This is a genomic window from Enterococcus sp. UD-01 (assembly GCF_044909655.1).
Classification (GTDB): domain Bacteria; phylum Bacillota; class Bacilli; order Lactobacillales; family Enterococcaceae; genus Enterococcus_L.
On record NZ_JBIYEU010000019.1, the window covers coordinates 1 to 21132 of the forward strand.

General features: G+C 34.9%; 27 protein-coding genes and 2 pseudogenes. 11 read left to right on the plus strand and 18 right to left on the minus strand.

Going from position 1 to position 21132, the window contains the following annotated elements; all coding sequences use genetic code 11:
- A pseudogene (locus tag ABH902_RS13445) lies at nt 1-648 on the plus strand (transposase); the annotation flags it as partial.
- Nucleotides 649-772: 124 nt separating this feature from the next.
- Here ABH902_RS13445 and ABH902_RS13450 read toward each other — a convergent pair.
- The 13 genes and pseudogenes from ABH902_RS13450 to ABH902_RS13510 all read right to left on the minus strand — a co-directional run bounded on the left by ABH902_RS13450 (nt 773) and on the right by ABH902_RS13510 (nt 7993).
- Complete coding sequence (locus tag ABH902_RS13450) at nt 773-1177, minus strand: hypothetical protein (protein WP_404591539.1); 405 nt, start codon at nt 1175-1177, stop codon at nt 773-775.
- Between the two features lie 272 nt (nt 1178-1449).
- Nucleotides 1450-2886: pseudogene (terL, locus tag ABH902_RS13455) on the minus strand (phage terminase large subunit).
- A complete protein-coding gene (locus ABH902_RS13460) occupies nt 2867-3592 on the minus strand; it encodes a terminase small subunit (protein WP_404591541.1) in 726 nt (241 codons plus the stop codon). Before ABH902_RS13460 ends, terL begins: the two are co-directional and overlap by 20 nt.
- Before the next feature lie 14 nt (nt 3593-3606).
- Nucleotides 3607-4230 carry a hypothetical protein gene (locus ABH902_RS13465; protein ID WP_404591543.1) on the minus strand — a complete coding sequence of 208 codons (624 nt, stop codon included), beginning with the start codon at nt 4228-4230 and terminating at the stop codon, nt 3607-3609.
- A gap of 57 nt (nt 4231-4287) precedes the next feature.
- Nucleotides 4288-4500, minus strand: a complete 213-nt coding sequence (locus ABH902_RS13470; RefSeq protein ID WP_404591545.1) for a hypothetical protein — start codon at nt 4498-4500, stop codon at nt 4288-4290.
- Between the two features lie 192 nt (nt 4501-4692).
- Nucleotides 4693-5142: a hypothetical protein gene (locus tag ABH902_RS13475; protein ID WP_404591547.1), complete on the minus strand. Its 450-nt coding sequence runs from the start codon at nt 5140-5142 to the stop codon at nt 4693-4695.
- 2 nt (nt 5143-5144) lie between these two features.
- Nucleotides 5145-5639: a ParB N-terminal domain-containing protein gene (locus ABH902_RS13480; protein ID WP_404591549.1), complete on the minus strand. Its 495-nt coding sequence runs from the start codon at nt 5637-5639 to the stop codon at nt 5145-5147.
- Nucleotides 5626-5850: a hypothetical protein gene (locus tag ABH902_RS13485; RefSeq protein ID WP_404591551.1), complete on the minus strand. Its 225-nt coding sequence runs from the start codon at nt 5848-5850 to the stop codon at nt 5626-5628. The genes ABH902_RS13480 and ABH902_RS13485 overlap by 14 nt, the downstream gene beginning before the upstream one ends.
- Before the next feature lie 70 nt (nt 5851-5920).
- Nucleotides 5921-6613, minus strand: a complete 693-nt coding sequence (locus ABH902_RS13490; protein WP_404591552.1) for a hypothetical protein — start codon at nt 6611-6613, stop codon at nt 5921-5923.
- A 92-nt stretch (nt 6614-6705) separates the two neighbouring features.
- The gene (locus ABH902_RS13495) at nt 6706-6999 is read right to left on the minus strand and encodes a hypothetical protein (RefSeq protein ID WP_404591554.1); all 294 of its coding nucleotides are present in this window, start codon (nt 6997-6999) and stop codon (nt 6706-6708) included.
- Nucleotides 7000-7011: 12 nt separating this feature from the next.
- A complete protein-coding gene (locus ABH902_RS13500; RefSeq protein ID WP_404591556.1) occupies nt 7012-7521 on the minus strand; it encodes a hypothetical protein in 510 nt (169 codons plus the stop codon).
- A 68-nt stretch (nt 7522-7589) separates the two neighbouring features.
- Nucleotides 7590-7760 carry a hypothetical protein gene (locus ABH902_RS13505; protein WP_404591558.1) on the minus strand — a complete coding sequence of 57 codons (171 nt, stop codon included), beginning with the start codon at nt 7758-7760 and terminating at the stop codon, nt 7590-7592.
- 29 nt (nt 7761-7789) lie between these two features.
- Complete coding sequence (locus tag ABH902_RS13510) at nt 7790-7993, minus strand: helix-turn-helix transcriptional regulator (protein ID WP_404591560.1); 204 nt, start codon at nt 7991-7993, stop codon at nt 7790-7792.
- Between the two features lie 154 nt (nt 7994-8147).
- Here ABH902_RS13510 and ABH902_RS13515 point away from each other — a divergent pair, with 154 nt between their 5' ends.
- The 8 genes from ABH902_RS13515 to ABH902_RS13550 all read left to right on the plus strand — a co-directional run bounded on the left by ABH902_RS13515 (nt 8148) and on the right by ABH902_RS13550 (nt 14132).
- Complete coding sequence (locus ABH902_RS13515; protein ID WP_404591562.1) at nt 8148-8522, plus strand: helix-turn-helix domain-containing protein; 375 nt, start codon at nt 8148-8150, stop codon at nt 8520-8522.
- 226 nt (nt 8523-8748) lie between these two features.
- Complete coding sequence (locus ABH902_RS13520; RefSeq protein WP_404591563.1) at nt 8749-9006, plus strand: hypothetical protein; 258 nt, start codon at nt 8749-8751, stop codon at nt 9004-9006.
- A gap of 606 nt (nt 9007-9612) precedes the next feature.
- Entirely contained in the window at nt 9613-9879 is a 267-nt protein-coding gene (locus ABH902_RS13525) for a hypothetical protein (protein WP_404591565.1), read from the plus strand.
- A gap of 63 nt (nt 9880-9942) precedes the next feature.
- The gene (locus tag ABH902_RS13530; protein ID WP_404591567.1) at nt 9943-10812 is read left to right on the plus strand and encodes a hypothetical protein; all 870 of its coding nucleotides are present in this window, start codon (nt 9943-9945) and stop codon (nt 10810-10812) included.
- A 468-nt stretch (nt 10813-11280) separates the two neighbouring features.
- On the plus strand, nt 11281-12780 hold the full coding sequence (locus ABH902_RS13535; RefSeq protein WP_404591569.1) for an RNA-binding domain-containing protein: 1500 nt from the start codon (nt 11281-11283) through the stop codon (nt 12778-12780).
- 176 nt (nt 12781-12956) lie between these two features.
- Entirely contained in the window at nt 12957-13433 is a 477-nt protein-coding gene (locus ABH902_RS13540) for a phage integrase central domain-containing protein (protein ID WP_404591571.1), read from the plus strand.
- Nucleotides 13434-13466: 33 nt separating this feature from the next.
- Nucleotides 13467-13781, plus strand: coding sequence for a tyrosine-type recombinase/integrase (locus ABH902_RS13545; RefSeq protein ID WP_404591635.1), 315 nt, complete (start codon nt 13467-13469; stop codon nt 13779-13781).
- Nucleotides 13782-13904: 123 nt separating this feature from the next.
- Nucleotides 13905-14132 carry a tyrosine-type recombinase/integrase gene (locus ABH902_RS13550; protein ID WP_404591573.1) on the plus strand — a complete coding sequence of 76 codons (228 nt, stop codon included), beginning with the start codon at nt 13905-13907 and terminating at the stop codon, nt 14130-14132.
- Between the two features lie 101 nt (nt 14133-14233).
- Here the strand turns inward: ABH902_RS13550 and rpsI are convergent, their stop codons facing one another.
- Complete coding sequence (gene rpsI, locus ABH902_RS13555) at nt 14234-14626, minus strand: 30S ribosomal protein S9 (RefSeq protein ID WP_069662643.1); 393 nt, start codon at nt 14624-14626, stop codon at nt 14234-14236.
- 13 nt (nt 14627-14639) lie between these two features.
- A complete protein-coding gene (gene rplM, locus ABH902_RS13560) occupies nt 14640-15068 on the minus strand; it encodes a 50S ribosomal protein L13 (RefSeq protein WP_404591637.1) in 429 nt (142 codons plus the stop codon).
- 364 nt (nt 15069-15432) lie between these two features.
- Between rplM and ABH902_RS13565 the strand changes: the two genes are divergently transcribed.
- Together ABH902_RS13565 and argH are read left to right on the plus strand one after the other, a co-directional pair.
- The gene (locus tag ABH902_RS13565) at nt 15433-16635 is read left to right on the plus strand and encodes an argininosuccinate synthase (protein WP_404591575.1); all 1203 of its coding nucleotides are present in this window, start codon (nt 15433-15435) and stop codon (nt 16633-16635) included.
- A gap of 39 nt (nt 16636-16674) precedes the next feature.
- Entirely contained in the window at nt 16675-18069 is a 1395-nt protein-coding gene (gene argH, locus ABH902_RS13570; RefSeq protein ID WP_404591577.1) for an argininosuccinate lyase, read from the plus strand.
- 30 nt (nt 18070-18099) lie between these two features.
- Here argH and ABH902_RS13575 read toward each other — a convergent pair whose 3' ends face one another.
- The 3 genes from ABH902_RS13575 to ABH902_RS13585 form a co-directional block, all read right to left on the minus strand.
- The gene (locus ABH902_RS13575; protein ID WP_404591579.1) at nt 18100-18588 is read right to left on the minus strand and encodes a DNA starvation/stationary phase protection protein; all 489 of its coding nucleotides are present in this window, start codon (nt 18586-18588) and stop codon (nt 18100-18102) included.
- 125 nt (nt 18589-18713) lie between these two features.
- Nucleotides 18714-19457, minus strand: coding sequence for a DUF5105 domain-containing protein (locus ABH902_RS13580; RefSeq protein WP_404591581.1), 744 nt, complete (start codon nt 19455-19457; stop codon nt 18714-18716).
- Nucleotides 19458-19518: 61 nt separating this feature from the next.
- Entirely contained in the window at nt 19519-21048 is a 1530-nt protein-coding gene (locus tag ABH902_RS13585) for a gluconokinase (RefSeq protein ID WP_404591583.1), read from the minus strand.
- Between the last annotated feature and the right edge of the window lie 84 nt (nt 21049-21132).

The following is a 21132-nucleotide window of genomic DNA, read 5'->3' on the forward strand; positions in this document are numbered from 1 at the left end:
GCCCATACAGATTGTGATGAATATGGATTTATTTTGGATGTTATTGTGACTCCTGGTAACCGTCATGATAGTCAAATTGCTCCTGATTTAGTTGCCTCTATCTGTACCAAATTTCCAGCGATACATGCTGTGGCTGCTGATGCTGGGTATAAAACGGCCACTTTTATAGAATTTCTCCGACGGAGAAATCTTCACCCTGTTCTTCCTTATACACGACCTAGAGGTGATCGAACGTTACTATCCAAAAATCAATTTGTCTATGACGAATACTACGATTGTTACCTATGCCCTGAAAATCAACCCTTACATTTTTCTACACTTACTCGAGAGGGATACCGTGAATATAAGTCAAAATCTTACATTTGTCAGAATTGTCCGCAATTGAAGCAGTGCACAAGAAGTCAAAATCATCAAAAAGTAGTGACTCGTCATATTTGGCAAGCTGGGTTGGAGAATGCAGAACATCTTCGTCATACTTCCTTCAATCGAGAAACATACCGCAAGCGTAAAGAAACCATTGAAAGAGTGTTTGCCGATGCAAAAGAGAAGCACGGGATGCGCTGGACAAAATACCGAACCTTGGAAAAAGTCGCAGTGCATACGAGGCTGATTTTTGCTGCAATGAATTTAAAGAAATTAGCCCTGTGGGGCTAGAAAAAGGTGAATGCCTTTATTTTTTTACTTTGATTTTGATACTAAGATAAAAAAATACGCTCAACACTCTATTTTCTGAATGTTGAACGTCTTTGTCTACAGTCTGAGAAGCTTGAATTCAAGCTTCCTCACTTTTTACTTTTTCATATATTTCTTTTATTTTATCTATCAATGCTATTGATTCCTGTGATGAATAAAATCTATCTGCTCTCTCTAATACATTTAAAAGCTCTGTAAATCCCTCAGTAGATTTAGCTTTTTCTAACTGAGTTAACACTTGTGGGATACTCAATAATTGGATAAATTGATCATGGTGTTCTTTACTTTTCAAAATATAACGTATATTAGAGCCAGAAATCAAATATAATTCCAAACACAAATTACCTGTATCCGCAGCTAAAGCTCTGTGTATTTCTGTCAGCATTCCAACATTATTTTCATATTCCTTTTCTGATTCCAAAATTGATAAAGATTTACTTATTTTTTCAATTTCATTTGCGCTTTCTTTTGACTTCTCAATCAAATATGCTACATTGTTTACTCCGTAGTTATCAACTAATTCTTTAATTATTTCTTTTCTAGCTTGTTCCTTTGCTTCAGTAGTAATCTTTTTAATTTGGTTACTTGATAACCTCCACTGTAAAATTCCTACAAATACTAATACTACGCCTAAAATACCTATCTTGATTATCCATCATCATTTTAATAGAATCCACATATTGATCTTTTGTCAAATATATCACTCCTTTAAAATGATAATACCAAACTTTCAGATAAAGTGGAAGCTGATGCTTTTCATTGCAGATACCTCTCTTTCAAACTAGTTTTACCAGCCATCTTATTGAGCGCTTGTGTCATACTATCGACATCATCATGTTCTGCATTAGGGAATGCAATCAACTCTTCAACATAGTCATTAACCCAAGGCCTCCAAAGTGGATGAGGTAAATATACATTCCCCGCTTCCCATAATGGAGCTACTGCATTTGCACGTACTTCTTTTCCGCCTTCTGGATTTACAGGCACTATACCACTTAGTTCATTTTTAAGCATTTCAATTACTGCAGTACCGTTGGCTTTGTCCTCAATATAAATACCGCGAGCTTTTGGCCATTTAGCCGCCATTACATCAATTGCTTTCATCGTTTCGACAATCCCCATTCGTTCATGATGTCGATCCAATAAATAAAAATCTGCTCGCTTCTTCCCCCGTACTTGGCCAGAAACAAAGTCAGAGGTATCGGTATCTTTAAACGTACAATCTCATGATTGAGCTTGATGATCAAAAAGACGTGGTAAGATGACTACATCATCGCCAAGCCCTAACTCTGTTTTCTTTTCTAAAGAAGGAACATAGTATTTAATCCATGAACGTTTGAACACATTACCACCAGCTGGTGTTGGTCGCTGCTGATAGAGTGCTGCCCAACCTCTTGATCCAGTAACTGCTTTCGTTTTACTCGCCCATTCAACATCTTTGCCTATTTCTGGAGCTAATGCTTCACCTGGTTCTCTGCCTAAGAGATCATCGTCCTCTGCAATCGCCGGTATTTTAATTTCTTCCCACGGCAGAGTCATTTCTTTTAGCAGCCTGCCTGCTAAATCATCTTCATGCCAACGAGTCATGATAACAATAACACTAGCATCAGCTGTAAGACGTGAATAAAAAGTATCTTGCCACTCATTATAGATTTTATCCCTAATGGTCTTACTCTCTGCTTCTGCCCTATTTTTAATTGGGTCATCTATGATCAGTAGTCTAGCTCCACGACCTGTGGCACCACCTAAGATAGATGTACTATAAAGCGATCCTAGATGACCTTCAACTCCCCATTCACTAACGGAAGATGTTTCCGAACTTATTTTTAGACCAAATAAAGAATCAGAAAAAAGCCTGAACTTTTCACGATTTTTACGACCAAAATTTTTATACAATTCTTCGGAATATGAAACGAACATTGCCAAGCTATCCGGATGTCGCATTAAATAGTAAGCTGGGAATGTTTCTGTGATTACCGTTGATTTCCCATGTTGTGGTGGAATCTCAATAATATAATACTTTTGTTCACCGTCTATAATTTTCTGCAATCGATCAGTGATATATTTTTGATGCCGTAGCAGCTCCCACTGTTTTCCGTGAGACAGAAAAAAGAAGTCAGCATAATTACGTCTAGCTAACTCCTTCAAGGCTTCTTCTGCTATTGCATCCAAATCAAGATGAGTTTGGACCATTTGCCAATCTCCTTAATTCTTCCTCCGTCAAGCCATCTAACGGATTGTTTATATTAACAGCCCCACTATGTTTGATTTCATCGATTGCTTTAAATCCACCACGATCAAGGATATCTTGATAGATAGATTTTTTAAGACTCTGCAGCTTTTCCCAATCCCTGACCGGTAAATAGTACAGCTCATGCTTAGATCGTTCATTGAAAAGCTTTCTACGTTCCGTTTCTAATTCGAATGACTCTGCATCTAAGCTTTCCACATGTGCTAACAGTCCTCTTTTGCGTTCTTTTAGATCAGCTTTTCGTCCGTCAATTGCATCTGCAGCTCTTTGAACTCCAGCACGTTGATGTCCCAACTCTGAAAGTTCCAGAGAAATTTCATCAATTAGTGCATTTATTCGGATGATTTCGCCTTCTGCTTCGTAATGTTTTTGAATCTTTTCTTCAGTATCTATCGCAATTCCTATGAGCATAGCAAAACTACGCAAGCCCTCGTCTTTCATGCGCTCACGTAGTCTTTTCATTTCTATTTGTATTTTTTCTTTGATGTAAACATTTGTCAGCAGCCTATGACCTTGTTGTCTAGCCGTTTTTTTAGAATATCCAGCTGCTATTGCAGATTGAGTAGCATTGAATGATTCTAAATAATACAGAACAAACAAATCATATTTCTCTTTAGTTTTTCCCGTAGGTACGTTTGAATCACTCATGCTATCCCTTCTTTCTATTTATTTTTTTCTAAAATTGAAACCAAAGAATTCCACTTTTCTCTATCACTGATATTGTCAATTTCTTTTGCTAATTCTTTATACTCTTCAATTTCATTGATGTTACTTTCTATTAGATGCTGCTTAAAAGAAAATCTATCCTTTCCAAAAATCTTCTCATACAATTCATGTATTTCAGATCTAGCCTGAATCACCAACCTATTCTTAGTTTCATTTACCAACCTGACTGTTTCTTCTTTTAAGCCTAGAGCTAAAGTTGCTGACTCTAGCTCTTCAATAATTTCAACATGTCGTTCTGCACTTATAGTGTCAAACGTACCAGCAGTTTTAATTAAATCAGTTTGTAATTTAATGATAGGTGCCATAGCATCTTTTACAAAATCTATAGTCGCATAAGCTTCTTTAACTGCTTGTTTCAATTTAATTGATAGACCATCTTTCTTTAAAGTAAGTTCTGCGAATTTTTCAAAATTCCAGAATACTAATATAATAGTCGTACTCACCAATATGATCATATTGATTTGCCAAGGCTTGTCATTGATCACTAAGTATAATTGAGGAACACCGATAATTAACAAAACTAAAATATTTTTGATGAAAGCATATATTTTCTTTTTCATGTTGTTCAAATCCTCCTTGTTTCCTCTATTATATCAAGAAACAAGAAAAATATTACTTTAATCCCTAAGTATTTTATCCGCTTCAATGAGCGTTTTTAAATCACTGACCGAAGTCAGCTTTATTTCACCGGCTTTCAGATTTTGTAACCATTGAGCCATAGTCGCTCGAATAATTTTATGATACTGTTCATAGTCCTCAGCATCTTCAAATTCTTTGGCTATTTCCATGTCTAAAACGTCGATTAGATCATCTTTATCTTTTGTTCCCATTTACAAGCACCTCAAATCCTATATAATAAGAAATTGAGATAGTGAAGACACCACGCGTGGTGTCTTCACTATCTCTGGGGGTGCTTGTCACCTGTAGAAAGAGTCGAGTGTTTGCTGCACTCGGCTTCTTTTATTTGGGATATGGTTTATTTAGTGGAATTATTTGCTTCCGCATTTTTTTGTCCAATGGCATTAAATACTTAGAATGAATCGTTTTTCAATGAGTCTTTTTCCCATTAATAATAAAGCATTCTTCACCACCAGTTTTCCCCTCATAAATCCAATTGGTCGCTTGATAGATCCACCATGATGATGTTGTTCTGTATCTGCATAACTAACGTTCAAACGCATTGATAGATTAAATTCTTTTAAGAACTTAATAGCCTTAGATAATATCTCAGAAACAAAAGCTTTATGATTCGTTAATGCTACTCTAGTCAGCTCACAGCATTCGGTTTGTTTCAATCCATATGGACTACCAATATATTGATTAGCTCCCCTCGAGAAATTGACTACACCAATAAATTTTCCATCCTCCCATGCACCTACTTTTATTAATTTACCAGCTGGAACCGATTCAGAATAATGGAAATGAGTACAAGCATATTTAGCAGCTGCATGAGTAGCCCAATCAATTTTCAACGTCATTCCCCACAACAGGGACATTTCACAAGTTTAGGCAATAATTCTGTTAAACTTCCTTGATCATCCTCTGTTCCTGGTTCAAAATCAGGTATTTCCCAATCACCTAGCATCTGCTCTATTTCAGTATCTTCAAAACCAGTTAGCAACTGAAGTTCATTTTCAAGCCCTTCTAGTAAATTTGCTAATTTGTCTTGATTCCACTGCCCGGAAATCTTGTTTAAGGCTACATTTAAAGCTTTCTCTTTGTCTAAAGGTAAATCTATCAATGATACGTCGATCTCTTCACATAGATTGATTTCCTTTGCCACAGCCACATGTTGATGACCTCCGACTAAGTTACCAGTTCTTTTATTGAAAATTGGAGGTTCCACAAAACCAAACTCCAAAAGAGACCTTTTTAGTTTCTCATATTCTTCCATACCTGGTTCAAGATCAATTCTTGGATTATAATCAGCTGCCTTCAACTCAGCAATCTTCATCTTAATTATTTCCATGTGCCATTCTCCTTTTATGCTTATCATAATTTTGCTGTATATGATCACAATTAAAAAAGCCAAATCCTAAGTAAATCAACTTCATACTGTCAATTTCTTTGGGTTCCGCTTCATTGAAACATTCTATTAAAGTAAAGTCCCTTTTTAATTGAGCTTGTCTTGTCTTTCCTCTTGGGTAAGATTTACTTAAGCTCAAATACCAGTAATTCATACACTCCCTTCCTTTCATAAACAGATGAACAAAAAAACACAGATAGTATTATCTGCGCCTAGCTAAGTTTCTATTTTTTAAAAATATCATTAAAAACAAAACCCCCGATCCCTACAAGGGATAGTATTACAAAAATCACAGGATTCTCTCCGACGATGTTTTTGAAAAGTGAGAACTCTGAGTTTTTTTCGATGACTGCCAACAACACAGTCAAAAGTGCTATATATACTGATAATGTAGATATTAATAAAGTGACTCTTCCTCTAATTCTATCTCGTTTCATTAGCTTATGGTACTCATTGAAAAGTAGATCTGCTTTTTCATTGTTAATAGTTTCTGCTACTTCTATCGATGGGATAGAATCTTTTTCAACATATTCTTCTTTTAGTTCAGATTTAAGAGACAATAGCCTTTGACTTATTTCTATTTTCTTATCGTTTGTAACAAAACCAGAATCAACTATGTCTAATATTAATTCATCCAAGATAATTTCTGGCGACTCCATCCTATCCACATCTATATCTTCATCCCGGCTAACTGAATTTATTAATGAACTAATCAGATCAACAGTAAAGTTTTTTTCTTCAAGTACAATAGGTTTCAATAGGCTTACAATCTTTTTAGATGCTCTTCTGTATCCTTTGTTTTTATCTCTTTTCTGTAAATATCTATTTATAAAATATGTTGCTATTGGTGCAATAACCCAAGATAAAATAGGTAAACTTTTAAATATTAACTCACCAAAACTTTTAATCACTTCCATTATATACACTCCCAATTTAAGTATATAAATTATATCAGAAGAAAGTATTTAAAACTATAATAATTTGATATAGTCTTTCATAAAAATTACTCCTATTCTGCTGGTAAAGTAGCAATGAACTCGATAATTTCCTTACGCAAGAAATATACTTTTTGGTCACTTTTGTGTTTCTTTAGATCCATACTTGTATATTTATCTAAAGTACCTTTAGAACAGTTTTTGAAGAATTTTCGTGCTTCATTAATATTCAAAATCTCTTCTGAACCTAAAGGATCAATCAATCCAAACACCTTAGTGAACGCTGCTTCTAAACGGCTTACAATATATTCATCTACTTGTTTGTCAGTCTCTTCATTGGGTTTTATTTGGATAATTGTTGCTGACATAAGCTCCCTCCTTTACTCAATCCAATGTTGTTCCTTCCAATATGGTATTTTTTGTTTCATTAGATCCATGTAACTCATACCAATAATTTCAAGTTGCCTGCATAGTTGCGAAACCTCAAATAGTGTTTCGTCAGCAAGCTCTACTGAATGACAAAGTAGATCGTTTTTTTGTTTTTTAGTGAGCTCATTAATTTCAGTGGCTAAAATACACGCGATTTCTCGCTCGACTTCTACCTCTTTGCGCTCCTTAGATTCTCTCCTTTGGAAAGCATCTAAAGCTAAAGCATCTTTTTTTACCTGGCAACCATTGACTAAACCCATCAAACCAAGCATTTCTTGACTAATTGCAAAAGTCAGTTCGCTATTGTTAAAGGCATCGCTATAAAGAACTGCATTATCTGCTGTCACTGGATAGTCATTAAAATGTCCATTGGTTGTTGTATAAGCTAGGTATGTTTTTTGTGTAAGCCCACTATCTAATGCTGCTTTTTTTAGTGGTTTACTTAGAATCATTGATTTCATTTACTTCTCCTGTTTATTTTTCGTATTTCTTCATATTTTTATCCGATGATTTTTCAGATAAAATACATTTAAGCAATATCAATTACAGCGTCCTGTAACTGACGTTCCACGGTCCAAACCTCGATCTGATACCAACTTTCAAGCGCTTCATCACTCATCCCCTTAGCTAAGGCTACAACCTCTTTTTCCCTATGCGGAGAGGAATTAATAATAAAAGCTATTTTTTCTTCTCTGGTCATACTCCCCTTCCTTTCAATTATTTTTGTTTCTATTTTGTAAACTCATTGTTCAAAAAAATATCATCAGGTTTTAAGTTAAATACTGCAGCAATTTTTACAGCTAAAGGATAACTTAGTCCTCTCTTCCCGTTTTCAATAAGTGAATAGTAGCCTTTCGTTATGCCTACCATTTCTGCTACATCAGAACCGCTGTAATTATTCTCTTCTCTGATTTTCTTCAATTTTTCTAACAATCTTCACACCTCCTAAGCCAACTAAATTTAAATTCATCGTATTTACAAATAGTATACAAATCAACAGAATATTACCTTTTTTGTAAACTTCTTTCAAATTCTTTTGCGTTTACTATTTGTAAACGTTAGAATCAGTATAGAAAGAGGTGGGAACATGAGTTTTGGTTACAGACTTAAGATGCTTAGAACATCTAAAAAAATGACTCAGACAGAATTAGGCAATATTTTGAATGTGACAAAATCCTCCATTTCTGGTTATGAAAATGGAACAAGATTCCCTGATCAAGAATCATTAGTGAAAATTGCTGATTACTTCGACGTTACCACAGATTATCTTCTTGGTAAAAAACAAACTCCTGAATGGGCAAGTGACGATCAAGTCATTGAATTAGACAAGATATTAAAATCCAAAGCAGGTATGGCTTATGGTTCTGAAGGAGAAATATCGGAAGAAGATAGAGAAGCAATAGATGATTTAATTGCTGGGTATTTTTGGCAAAAGAAGCGCAAGGAAAAACGTAAAAAGTAATATGAATTTAAACTCTATAATTTTGGAGGCAGCTGAACGAGTCAATTCCTATAACCCCTTTTCTATTGCTAAAGAATTAGGAATAGATATCCAATACACTGACAAACTCCCCAGCAGTTAGTTTGGTCTAGCTGTGCCTGATTTAAATGTGATATTTTTAGACACTTGCTGCAAAGATTACAATTATAGATTTAGATACTTCCTCTGCGCTCATGAGCTTAAACATATGGTTGCTGATACCGGAATTCAAAATTATTACAATATATCTAATAAAACAAAAGGACAAATAGAGTATGAAGCGAATAAAGAAGCTATCAAACTTCTTATTTTGCACTATAACGAGGAGTACAGTATTAATCATTCAACTTCAACTCAACAAATAATATCTATGTATGATATACCGCAAGACTTGGACTTTATGGTTCAGAAAGAATTAGAAAAATGTTATTTTAAAAAAGGAGTACTAAAAATGAAAGGAATTTAAAAATGTGGGTATTTAATATTTTATTTTTGGGTGGATTTTTATTTAACTTAATATATTTTGTTATATCTCTTGTAAAGAAGTGGAAAGAAACTCCTATCACCAAAAATTCTTATATATATATGATTGGAGCTTCGACTTTCTCTTTCTCTAATATCTCTTATTTTATTTCTTCGGAAATGGAAGTAGGCAAGTACTTGGCACGAGCGTTAGTTCTTTTCCTCATACAGTTTATTCTTATAGGCGTGGTTTATATTCTTTATTCGTCTCAACCGAATGACAGAAAAAAAGGCTTTTCTAATGATAAAAATGAAGGTTTTAATTTCAAGTGGAAAAGAATATAATTACTATTATTAATTCCTTTAAGTTTAGTAATCGTTCTTGAGTTAGCTTCTTCTATTAGCAAAATAAATCTAACCACTAGTCCTAATAATTCTGAAACAAAAAATAACACATTTAGCTCAGAACAAAAGAAAATAGAACAGTATATACCAACTTCCACTAATCTTGAAAAAAAGATGAAGCTACTGAATCTGTTAATACTAAAACAACATCAAATTCTACTAAAGATGAAAAACAATATAATTAGAAACTGGCGATATAACATATTTGAATGATAAACCTAGCGTTGAACAAAAAGCAATCTTGCAGGAGTTAGCTGAATCGTATTTTAAAGAGCTATATCCGTACAAAGGAAGTAAAATTCATTCTGTTCTTGGGGTCATCCGAAATTGGACTAAAGATAAAGAACATTGGTTTTACAAAGCAGAAGCCACGATAGTTAACGAATTTGGTGCAGAAAAATCAACGGTCATTGAAATTTCAGTTGAGCCTACTGGAGTTGACAGTGGCATCGTCTCTATAATTGAATATTAACAAATAGAGTGGTAAGTTTATGATTTAACTTCAAGCTAACTTGAATAAGGAGATGAATAAGCAGTGCCCTTAATCGATGGAATCTTCCCCCAAATTTTATCTTATTTATCACTGTTGATGACTGGTATATATTTAATTTTTCTTTACTACTCCGGTGATTCTCTAACCAAATTTTTGGCTAGCCCTAAAGAAAAGATATTAGCCTTTGTTTTTAAGCAATTAGCTATAATATCTTACGATTTTGTTATAGTGATTTCTTTGTTCAGTGTATTTTCTAAAGCAATTGGCGTACCTGTATCAGAACTTAAGAATTTAAACGAATCTGAAAATCGATTAATGTTTACAGTCTTTATCCTCTTTTTTGTAGGTTGTTACATATTAAGTCTTTATGTGCTGAAATTCCTTAATAAATATGTTCTTTATAATAACCATATAATAACAAAAACTAGTAATTTCTATATATGTTTGGAAGAAGATTTTAATACAGAATTCAAAAAGAATGATCATGTTTATTTTTCAGTTCCTAGCAAAAAAGAACTACTTTGCTACAAAATAATTAAAAATGGAACTCAAACTGATTATTTAAAAATTTATTTACCTATTGAGTTTATAAAAAAGCATACTATTTTTTCTAAGAAAAACCCTTCTCCCAAAGTCGTCAGAGACGAAAATAGAAACAAATTCATCTCTGCAATAAATAAATCTAGATATGGTACTATCCCTGTTTGGCTACTTATAATTACAGTAATAATGCTATCATGTTTATCAGTCTATAACATCGTTTCTGCTCCTAATGGTTTCGAAATAATTTCTCTTATCCTTTATGCTCCTTTGTTGTTCTGGTTATGGATTTCACTATGGTGGGCAACTGGTAAAGAAGTAATAATATTAACATTCAAAACTACATTTAAACAAAAAAATGATCTCAGATGAAAAAGAAAATATTTCAAATGAAAAAGTTTAGCTTTCATTTTTTTAAATTTATAAACGCTGCTTTTAAAGTAATTCTATAGCTTATCCACAACTTAAGCATTAACAGTTCTGCACAGAGTGTGAATAACAATTCTAAACCTGTCGAATTCGACGGGTTTAGAAATAGGAGGTTATAATTTGGCGTCAAGAGAAAATATAAACACTAATAGCATCTCAGTATTTTTTCTAATAAAGTACTTTTTCGATTATGTTTTCGAGTGATTTTCGAGTGACTTTCGTGCTAATAATAATTCTGAAATATTCTGACAACACAAAAAAAATTTAGCAACCACTATATATAGTATTCTTTTTTCCAACTATTTTTTTTCACTCTATATATAGTACTAATACAAGAACAGTATATTTCTTTTTTTCGAGTGATTTTCAAGTGATTAACAAGCGAAAACTTATGCTATAAGGAGAACAATAATGGATTTAAAAAAAGAAGGAATAAATATAGAATATAAAACATCAAATAAATGCCTACCAAAAGACTTTTGGGAAAGCTATAGCGCCTTTGCAAATACCAAAGGAGGAAAAATATATCTTGGTATATCAGAACCACTTAGGGGATCATATGAAATTGTAGGTTTGCAAGATGCTCATAAAATAGAAACAGATCTTTGGAATTTATTAAGTGATAAAAATAAAGTTAGTCATAATTTGTTGAGTAGTGACGATGTAGTTATTAAAACAATAAACGATAAAGATATAATTATTGTAAGCGTTCCTGAAGCACAATATGATCAAAAACCCGTTTATATAAATAATAGAAAAGATTGCTGTTATATAAGAACCAACGACGGAGACAGAAAAGCAACAGAAGAACAATTCAAATATATGGTTGTAAATTCTCAAAATGATATTGATTCAGAAATCTTGAATGGCTATGATTTAGACGATTTAAATATGAAAGATGTTCATCTTTATAAAAATGAAATTGCTGAAAAAATTGGAGATGAGAGTATATTAGAAAAGTCTGATAAAGACTTTCTTATATCTTTAGGAGCACTAAAAAAAGACAGATTGGACTCCTCAAAACCTTACAAACTTACAGTTGGAGGCTTACTTTTCTTCGGAAAATACAATTCAATAAGAGATAGATTTCCTAAATTTCAACTTGATTATTTTAGAAAACGTAGCTCACTAGATACTGATTGGCTTGATAGAATATCTGTTGGTGATATGAGCTATCCAGACTTAAATATTTTTTCATTCTACAAACTCACTTTTGGGAAACTACTTGCCGGAATCAAAGAACGATTTGAGTTGAATGAAGATTTCACTAGATCGTCGTTTCAATTGGACTTAAGTACAGCTATCAGAGAAGCATTAATTAATTCTTTAATGCATGCATATTATGATTCAGATCAACCAATTAAAATAACAGAATACGATGATTATTATGAATTCTTTAATCCAGGTAACATGAGAATAACAAAATCGGAATTTATACATGGTGGAACATCAATAATTAGAAACAGCACTATATCAGTCTTATTTCGACGAGCTGGTTATGCAGAAAAAGCTGGATCTGGCGGACCTAGAATATTCGACACTATCACAAAACATAAATTGAAACTTCCAGAAATCATCTCAAGTGATTCTTCAACAACTTTACGGATATGGAAAACAGACATTTTAGGTAGTTTGAAGAATCATGACTTAACTGAAAAAGATCAAAAGTTACTAGAATTTTTAATTAAAAATCATCGTATATCAAAATCTACAGCAATGAAAAGCTTAGAATTCACTGAGTATCAATTCAAAATTACAATTAATAATCTTTTAGAAAAAAACATAATTAGAAAAATTGGTGTTGGAAGATCAACTGAATATATATTGGATCATAGCAATGAAATGGCAATTTACAGCAATAAAAAACTTATAAAAATGCTCGAAGATACTATGCTTTTCCCTGATAATTAACTATTCAATTGATAGATCAAATACGATCTAATTGCCCTCTATAGGGCTTTTCTTTCTCAACAAAAAGAACATACATTCTTATTTTCACACCAAAATAAGTTTTAATCATTTATATTCTTATGTTTAAATTTTTTTGATTAATATTCCTGAAACAAAATATTATCCGAGGTGACATCATGCCAAAAATAAAAGAAGTTAAGAAAAAGGATGGTTCCACTGTTTATAAATCTCAGGTATATTTAGGAATAAACCCAGCAACTGGTAAACCAAAATATACAACAATTACTAGTGATGCTTATAAACAATTAGAAGATGAAGTCAATAGGACGATAGCTGACAGAATTGATAAAAAGACTGTTAAAAATAATAGTATCACATTTAAGCAAGCCTACGAAGAATGGTTTAATCTGCATAAGAAAAACGTTAAGCCGTCGACCGTTGAAACTGTTGCAAGTAAAATGAATGCTATTCTGCCTTACTTAGCTCATTATAAAGTCCGAAAGATAACACCAATCATTTGTCAAAAAATGCTAAATGACATGGTAGAGTTCAAACGATACAAACGATCTTCTGCAGCGAACTATAGAATGTATTGCAGCATGATTTTTAGTTACTGCATAAAAAATGACTATCTATCTAAAAATCCGATGTAGTTTGTCACTGTACCGAAGACAGCCGATGATTTTATTTATAACGATGAAGATGCTCAAGAACATAGAAGGTACTGGCTTAAATCGGAAGTTGTTGAATTTCTAAAAATTGCAGAAAAAGAACTAAAGTTTTTTGACTATGTCATGTTCCGCATGTTACTTTTTACTGGTATAAGAAAAGGTGAACTGCACGCTTTGCATTGGAATAATGTAAACTTTGCAACTGGAGAATTAAGGATTGCCAAAACACTTGTGAATATCAATAAACAAGACATCTTGCAGAAACCAAAATCAAAAGCATCCAACCGCACTATTATTTTAGACGAAAGCACAATGGAACTATTAAAATGATGGAAACAAATTATTCGCGAAGAATATATAGTTTTTGGCAATAGAAAGCTCTGGGATAATAACCCGCCAATTTTTAGCGAGCCTAGCGGAAAATACTTCACCCTATCACATCTAAATAATGTGATGAACTACAATTTCTACATACATCATACAGATTTTTATAAAATCACTATACATCAGATGAGACACACTCATGCATCTTTACTGTTTGAAAGTGGAGCAAATCTAAAAGATGTTCAAGCAAAATTGGGGTATGAAGAAATGCAAACGACGATGAATATCTATACCCATGTTACAGAAACAAAATCGAAGAAAACTGTTGATAATTTCGCTAGTTTTATGGATATTTGACAATCATACATTTTTTATACATTTAATTTGAATTGAAGAAACAAAAAAAGGCACTTTCTCGAAACGAGAGAGTGCCTTTAAAGTCAATAATATCAACGTTTTTAACGTTTTGAGAATTGTGAAGCTTTACGGGCTTTCTTAAGACCTGGTTTCTTACGTTCTACCATACGAGCATCACGAGTAAGAAGTCCAGCGCGTTTTAAAGCGCCGCGGAAGTCAGGATCTACTTCTAACAATGCACGAGCGATTCCGTGACGGATCGCGCCTGATTGACCAGAGTAGCCTCCACCATTTACGTTTACGATAACATCATAAGCGCCTTTAGTTTCAGTTACACCAAATGGTTGGTTGATAACTTCACGCAAGTCAGCGTGTGGAATATATTCTTCAACGTCTTTTTTGTTTACAGTAATTTTACCAGTACCTGGTACTAAACGTACGCGGGCAACAGATTTTTTACGACGGCCAGTGCCGCTATATTGTACTTGTGCCAATGAATTTCCCTCCTTAAATTAGGTTAGTGATATCTAATACTTCTGGTTGTTGTGCAGCATGTGGATGCTCAGCTCCACCATAAACGTTCAACTTAGTAAATTGCTTACGACCTAAAGTGTTTTTAGGAAGCATGCCTTTGATTGAGTTTTCAATCAAACGACGAGAGTTTTTATCACGCAATTCACCAGCAGTAACAGATTTCAATCCACCTGGGTATTGGCTGTGACGGTAGTAAATTTTATCAGTTGCTTTGTTTCCAGTTAATTTCACTTTGTCTGCATTAATTACAATAACGAAGTCTCCAGTATCCACATGAGGTGTGAATGTTGGTTTATTTTTTCCACGTAGAATTGAAGCAACTACTGTTGATAGACGTCCTAAAGGAACATCTGTTGCATCTACTACGTACCATTTACGTTCGATGTCGCCGGCTTGGGCCATATATGTTGTACGCACGTTTTTTTCCTCCAATTTTCTATTCGATGTTTGACATACACTTGAGTTTCCGGGGCTCTTGTGGGGCAAACAATACCATTTAACATAATACCCTCAATTCCTTGTAAAGTCAATGGATTTCCAGGTTTTTCCCTTTTTTTCTGAAACTTTTTATTAGTTAAAAGAGATATCTTTGCATAAAAAAGAAAAATGCACTAGTATGCGTAATATTTACTACGCACTCTAAAAATGAATATTTTTACTTTATATAGCAAAATAATGAATATTTATTTATAAAATGGTTGATTTCCGTATTTTCAAGTGGTATGATAAGAACAATTCAACCTGATAATAAAAAGGAGTGTTCTCAATGAAAGAAAAAGTTGTTTTAGCTTACTCCGGAGGATTAGATACCTCTGTTGCCGTCAAATGGTTAGTCGATGAAGGTTATGATGTTATCGCCTGCTGTTTGGATGTTGGTGAGAAAAAGGATCTGGATTTCATTAAAAATAAAGCTTTAGAAGTTGGCGCTTCTGCTTCTTATACTATTGATGCTAAAGAAGAGTTCGCACAGGACTTTGCTTTAATCGCTTTACAGGGCCATACTTTTTACGAACAGTCCTATCCCTTAGTTTCTGCATTGTCACGTCCTTTAATTGCTAAAAAATTAGTTGAACTAGCTCACGAAACAGGTGCTACTACTATTGCTCACGGGTGTACAGGAAAAGGGAATGATCAGGTCCGCTTTGAAGTGGCGATTAATGCTCTTGCACCCGAGCTTAAAGTAATTGCACCGGTTCGCGAATGGAAGTGGTCACGGGAAGAAGAGATAAATTATGCCAAAGAAAAAGGCGTTCCAGTCCCAGCAGATTTGGACAATCCTTATTCTGTCGATCAGAATTTATGGGGACGGGCGAATGAATGCGGCATTTTAGAAGATCCTTGGGCGACTCCGCCAGAAGGTGCTTATGAATTAACAGTCAGTTTAGATGAGGCCCCAGATGAAGCGGATATTATCGAGCTAACGTTTATCGAAGGCGTCCCTACTGCAATTAACAATCAAAAAATGTCCTTATCAGAATTGATACTTGAATTAAATGACTTAGCTGGCAAACATGGAGTCGGTCGGATCGATCATGTGGAAAATCGTTTAGTCGGTATTAAGTCTCGGGAAGTGTATGAATGTCCGGGAGCGGTCACCTTAATGGCGGCACATAAAGAATTAGAGGATTTAACATTTGTACGCGAAGTTGCTCATTTCAAACCGATTATTGAAAACCAACTGTCTCAAATCATCTACAACGGCCTATGGTTCAATCCATTAACGGATGCTTTAATTGCTTTCTTAAAAACAACTCAAAAATATGTTAATGGCGTTGTTCGTGTGAAATTATTCAAAGGGCATGCAATCGTGGAAGGTCGTAAATCAGCCAACAGTCTATATAATGAAAATCTAGCAACCTATACATCCGCTGATACCTTTGATCAAGCAGCAGCAGTTGGCTTTATTAAGTTGTGGGGATTACCAACAAAGGTGAATGCCGAAGTGCAGGCTGAATTGGAGAAGCCATAGGGATTTATATTCTATCAAATCTATTTAGGAGGTGAATCAATGGAAAAATTATGGGGTGGTCGTTTTGAAGGTCCAAGCGAAGCTTGGATTGATGCATTCGGTGCATCTATTTCCTTTGATCAGAAGTTAGCGGCCCAAGATATTACAGGTAGCTTAGCGCATGTAGCGATGCTGGCTAAAACAAAGATCTTAACAGAAAATGAAGCCGCCCAGATTACGGCAGGTCTTGAGTCTCTACAAAAAAAGCTGGCAGATGGTGAATTAACGTTTACGATTGAAGATGAAGATATCCATTTAAATATCGAAAAATATTTACATGATGAAATTGGTCCTGTGGCTGGAAAATTGCATACTGCCCGCAGCAGAAACGATCAAGTTGCTACAGACATGCATCTTTACTTAAAAGAAACAGTTAAAGCTGTTATTGAACAGATTCATTCATTTCGCCACGTTTTGGTGAAAAAAGCGGAAGCAAATATCGAAACACTGATGCCCGGATATACGCACTTACAGCACGCTCAGCCAATTTCATTTGCTCACCACATGATGGCTTATTATGGCATGCTAACCAGAGATCAAGAACGATTTATCGAAAGCTTAAAACGGATTGATATTTCACCATTAGGCTGTGCAGCCTTGGCAGGCACTACCTTTCCGATTGATCGGGCATATTCTGCAGAACTAATGGGTTTTTCTGCTATTTATGAAAATAGCTTGGACGGCGTCAGCGATCGTGATTTTATTTTAGAATTTTTGAGTAACAGCTCGATTTTGATGATGCACCTTTCACGTTTTTGCGAAGAAATTATTTTATGGTGCAGTCATGAATTTCAATTTGTTGAATTGACAGATACATTTTCTACAGGCAGTTCAATTATGCCGCAGAAAAAAAATCCAGATATGGCTGAATTAGTACGTGGAAAAACGGGCCGCGTGTACGGCAATTTATTTTCGCTGCTGACCATTCTAAAAGGTCTACCGTTAGCTTATAACAAAGACCTGCAAGAAGATAAGGAAGGCATGTTTGACACCGCAGACACGATTTTAGCCAGTTTAAACATCATGTCTGGTATGGTTGAAACAATGGCATTGAACCAAGATAAAATGGCACAAGCCACCGAAAAAGATTTCTCCAACGCGACAGAATTAGCGGATTACCTTGCAAATAAAGGAATGCCGTTCAGACAGGCGCATGAAATTGTTGGTAAATTGGTTTTAGCTTGTACCAAACAAGGAATCTATCTGCAGGATGTTCCCTTAGAGGACTATCAAGCACTATCGCTTCTCATTGAAGCAGATATATATCAAGCTTTAGCTTCTAAAACCGCAGTAGAACGTAGACATTCCTATGGTGGCACTGGGTTTAATCAAATAAAAGCAGCTATTGCTCGCAGTAAAAAAACGCTCGAAAACGAAAGAACTGGTAAAAAATAGCAAGCTACTTTTTACCAGTTCTTGTTTTAATTAACGAGTTTTCGTACGTGTGTCTGCATCAATACCAGGTGCTTTACCTAATTTTGCTTGTAGCATCCAAATATTTTTTTCGATATCTGTTTTGTTGGCAATAAAGATATCTTGGGTAGAGTCATCGCCTTCTTCACCAGAAACTTCAATTCCTTTTTGGTAAAGATCAGCTAAGTAACGGTAACCTTCTACTAATTTTTCCATGCGTTCTGGAATAGTACGATCCCAGTTGCCGATTTCGTCTTCAATTCCAGTATGGTCAGCAAATTCTTGTAAAGTTGAATATGGTGAACCATCTAAAGTAATTAAACGTTCTGAAACAACATCTAATTGATCATTAATTTGATCCATGTATTCATCCATTTTTGGATGAAGCGTTAAGAATTCTTCTCCACGCATATACCAGTGTGTTTGGTGGATTACCACTGAAAATTGGCTTAGGTCAGCAACGAGTTGGTTTAACACTTCTTTGGTTTGTTCAAATTTCATTATGCATCATCCTCCTAATATTTTCTACATCTTTAATTGTAGTACAGAATACAGAAAAAGTATACTAAAACCATTCATATTTATAATATTTTTAATTTAATAATAATTATAATCTACGAAAATACTTATTCTGAATTTGATACTGCTTGAGTATCCAGAGAATCGATAATTTCTTGAGCAACGACATTCATCGCTTCTTCTAACTCATCGTTCATCTTATCCATAGTTTTAGCACCAGAAATAAAAGTGATATAAAGATTGATAGCTTCTTCTTTATTTTTCTCCGGTAAATACCACTTTCCTTTTTCTTTTTTCAAGTGTAATTTAAATTCTACCGGATCTGCTTTGACTTTTATTACTTTGACACGTTCTTCCAAAATATTAAATGTTGCTTCAACTGTTTTTTGATCCTCATCACTAATTTCTGAATTTGATAAGGTTTCTTTTACCAATTCTCTCGTCATTTCCTGTACAGCACTGACTAAGTCTAAACCCGTCACATAATATGTGATTGTTGCTCCGTTTCTTGTTTCGTTTACTTCCACAATCTTATATGTCGTCTTTTCTTTTGCCTGCTTCTGTAATTCCTGCGTCACTTGCTGTACCTGTTTTTTTGGAACTTTAGCACTCGTTGTATTTAAACTTTGAGCAAAATTTTCTCCAAACGTTTGTATGGTTTCATCCAATTCCTGACCAAACTGTTCACCATTTTGAAATTCTTTGGAAAATTTGCGTTCTTCTTTTTGATAGACTAATCGATTAACAAACAACTCTCCAGCTTCTTCTCCGGAGATCCCTTTTGAGCCGCAACCTGCCAATGCTATTAAAGCTATAACACTCACCACTGTTGCTAACCATAATTTTTTCATTCACTGCCTCCATTCTCTTACTTATTAGTAAAACAAGTTCTTTCTGTTTTGTCAAAATTATTTATTCCAAGTCTACTCTTACTTGCGCGAGCTGATGATAAACCGCAGAAAGCTGCTGCTGTGTGGCTAAAAACAAAGGATATATCTGTTGATAAATCTGGTGATTCTCTTCATTTGGTGTCACTATTTCATAAATTCTAATTTGTTTGCTGGTTTGTTTTAAATCTGCAATCGCACCAACACTTTGCCAGCCTAACAAAACAGCTCCCAATGCAGATGCTTCAATACTTTCAGTCAACGCTAAGGAGTGTCCTAAGACATCTGCCATCATTTGCTTAAAAACAGGTGAATCTGCAAAACCGCCGGTCGCCCGAATTTCTGCCACAGGACCACCTAGCTCCTCCAACTCAGTTAAGATACGCTTGATATTTAGACAAATGCCTTCAACTACAGCACGCATCATAATACTATCTGTATGGTTTCTTTTCAGCCCAATAAAACTACCGGTCGCTTCTGCATTCCATAAGGGAGCTCGTTCTCCTAAAAGATAAGGATGAAACAATAATCCCTTTGCACCTGCCGGAACTTCTTCCACTCTTTCCATTACAGCATCATAGGGATTTTCGCCAGAAAGGCGGGCTTGCTCTTGGCGTTCTTTTAATAAATTTTCGCAAGCCCAATCAAAAATTCCGGCGCCATTACTAGTGGCGCCGCCAATTACCCAATGCGTTTCATCCAACACACAACAAAATGTTTCTGCCTGCGGATGCAAATAGGGTTGATCCACAATATAACGCACAGCTCCGCTTGTTCCGACTGTCAATGTGGCGGTCCCTGCTTTCATTGTGCCTAAACCCAGATTTGATAATGGTCCATCTGCTCCACCTAAAATAAAAATCGTATCCGGATTAAGCCCCAAAAGCTCAGCCCATTCTCTTTTTAAACCTGTCAATTGATGAGTAGGAGCAACTAAGCGCGGCAACTGTTCTTTAGTAATAGCCATTTCAGCTAACGCCAACGAATCCCAATCAAGTTGATGAATGTTTAAAAAACCAGTTCCTGAAGCTGTACTAAAATCCGTAATATATTGTCCAAATAGACGATAAAGGATATATTCCTTCATTCCGATAAAAGCAGCAGCCTGTTCAAAAAGCTCCGGCTGGGTTTCTTTTAACCAGCGAATTTTATGAAAAGGAGTCATTGGGTGCATTGGCAACCCTGTATTTTGATAAATAGTTTGCCCAAACGCTGTTCCTTTGAAAGCTTCTGCTTGTTTTTCTGCTCGATTATCCGCCCAAGTAATCACTCGAGTTATAGGCTGATTTTCATGATTCATAACGATTAACCCATGCATTGCCGTTGAAAAAGAAACGAAGGAAACTTCACATGGATGGATTTTTTTTACCACCTGCTGAATACAATCCACGACTGCTGAAAACAGCTGATCGATATCCTGTTCTGCCATCCCTTCAGTGTCTTGGATTAATGGATAGCGCACATACGCAGTTGTTTGCACCTGCCCCTCTTCATCAAACGCAACCGCTTTCGTTTGTGTCGTACCGATATCTACGCCAATTGCTAATTTGTTCATTAAATCTCCTCGTTTCCTGCCGATAGTCTTATTTTTTATACTGAAAAAAAGAATTACTGCGTATGTTTATAATAGAGGGGGAAG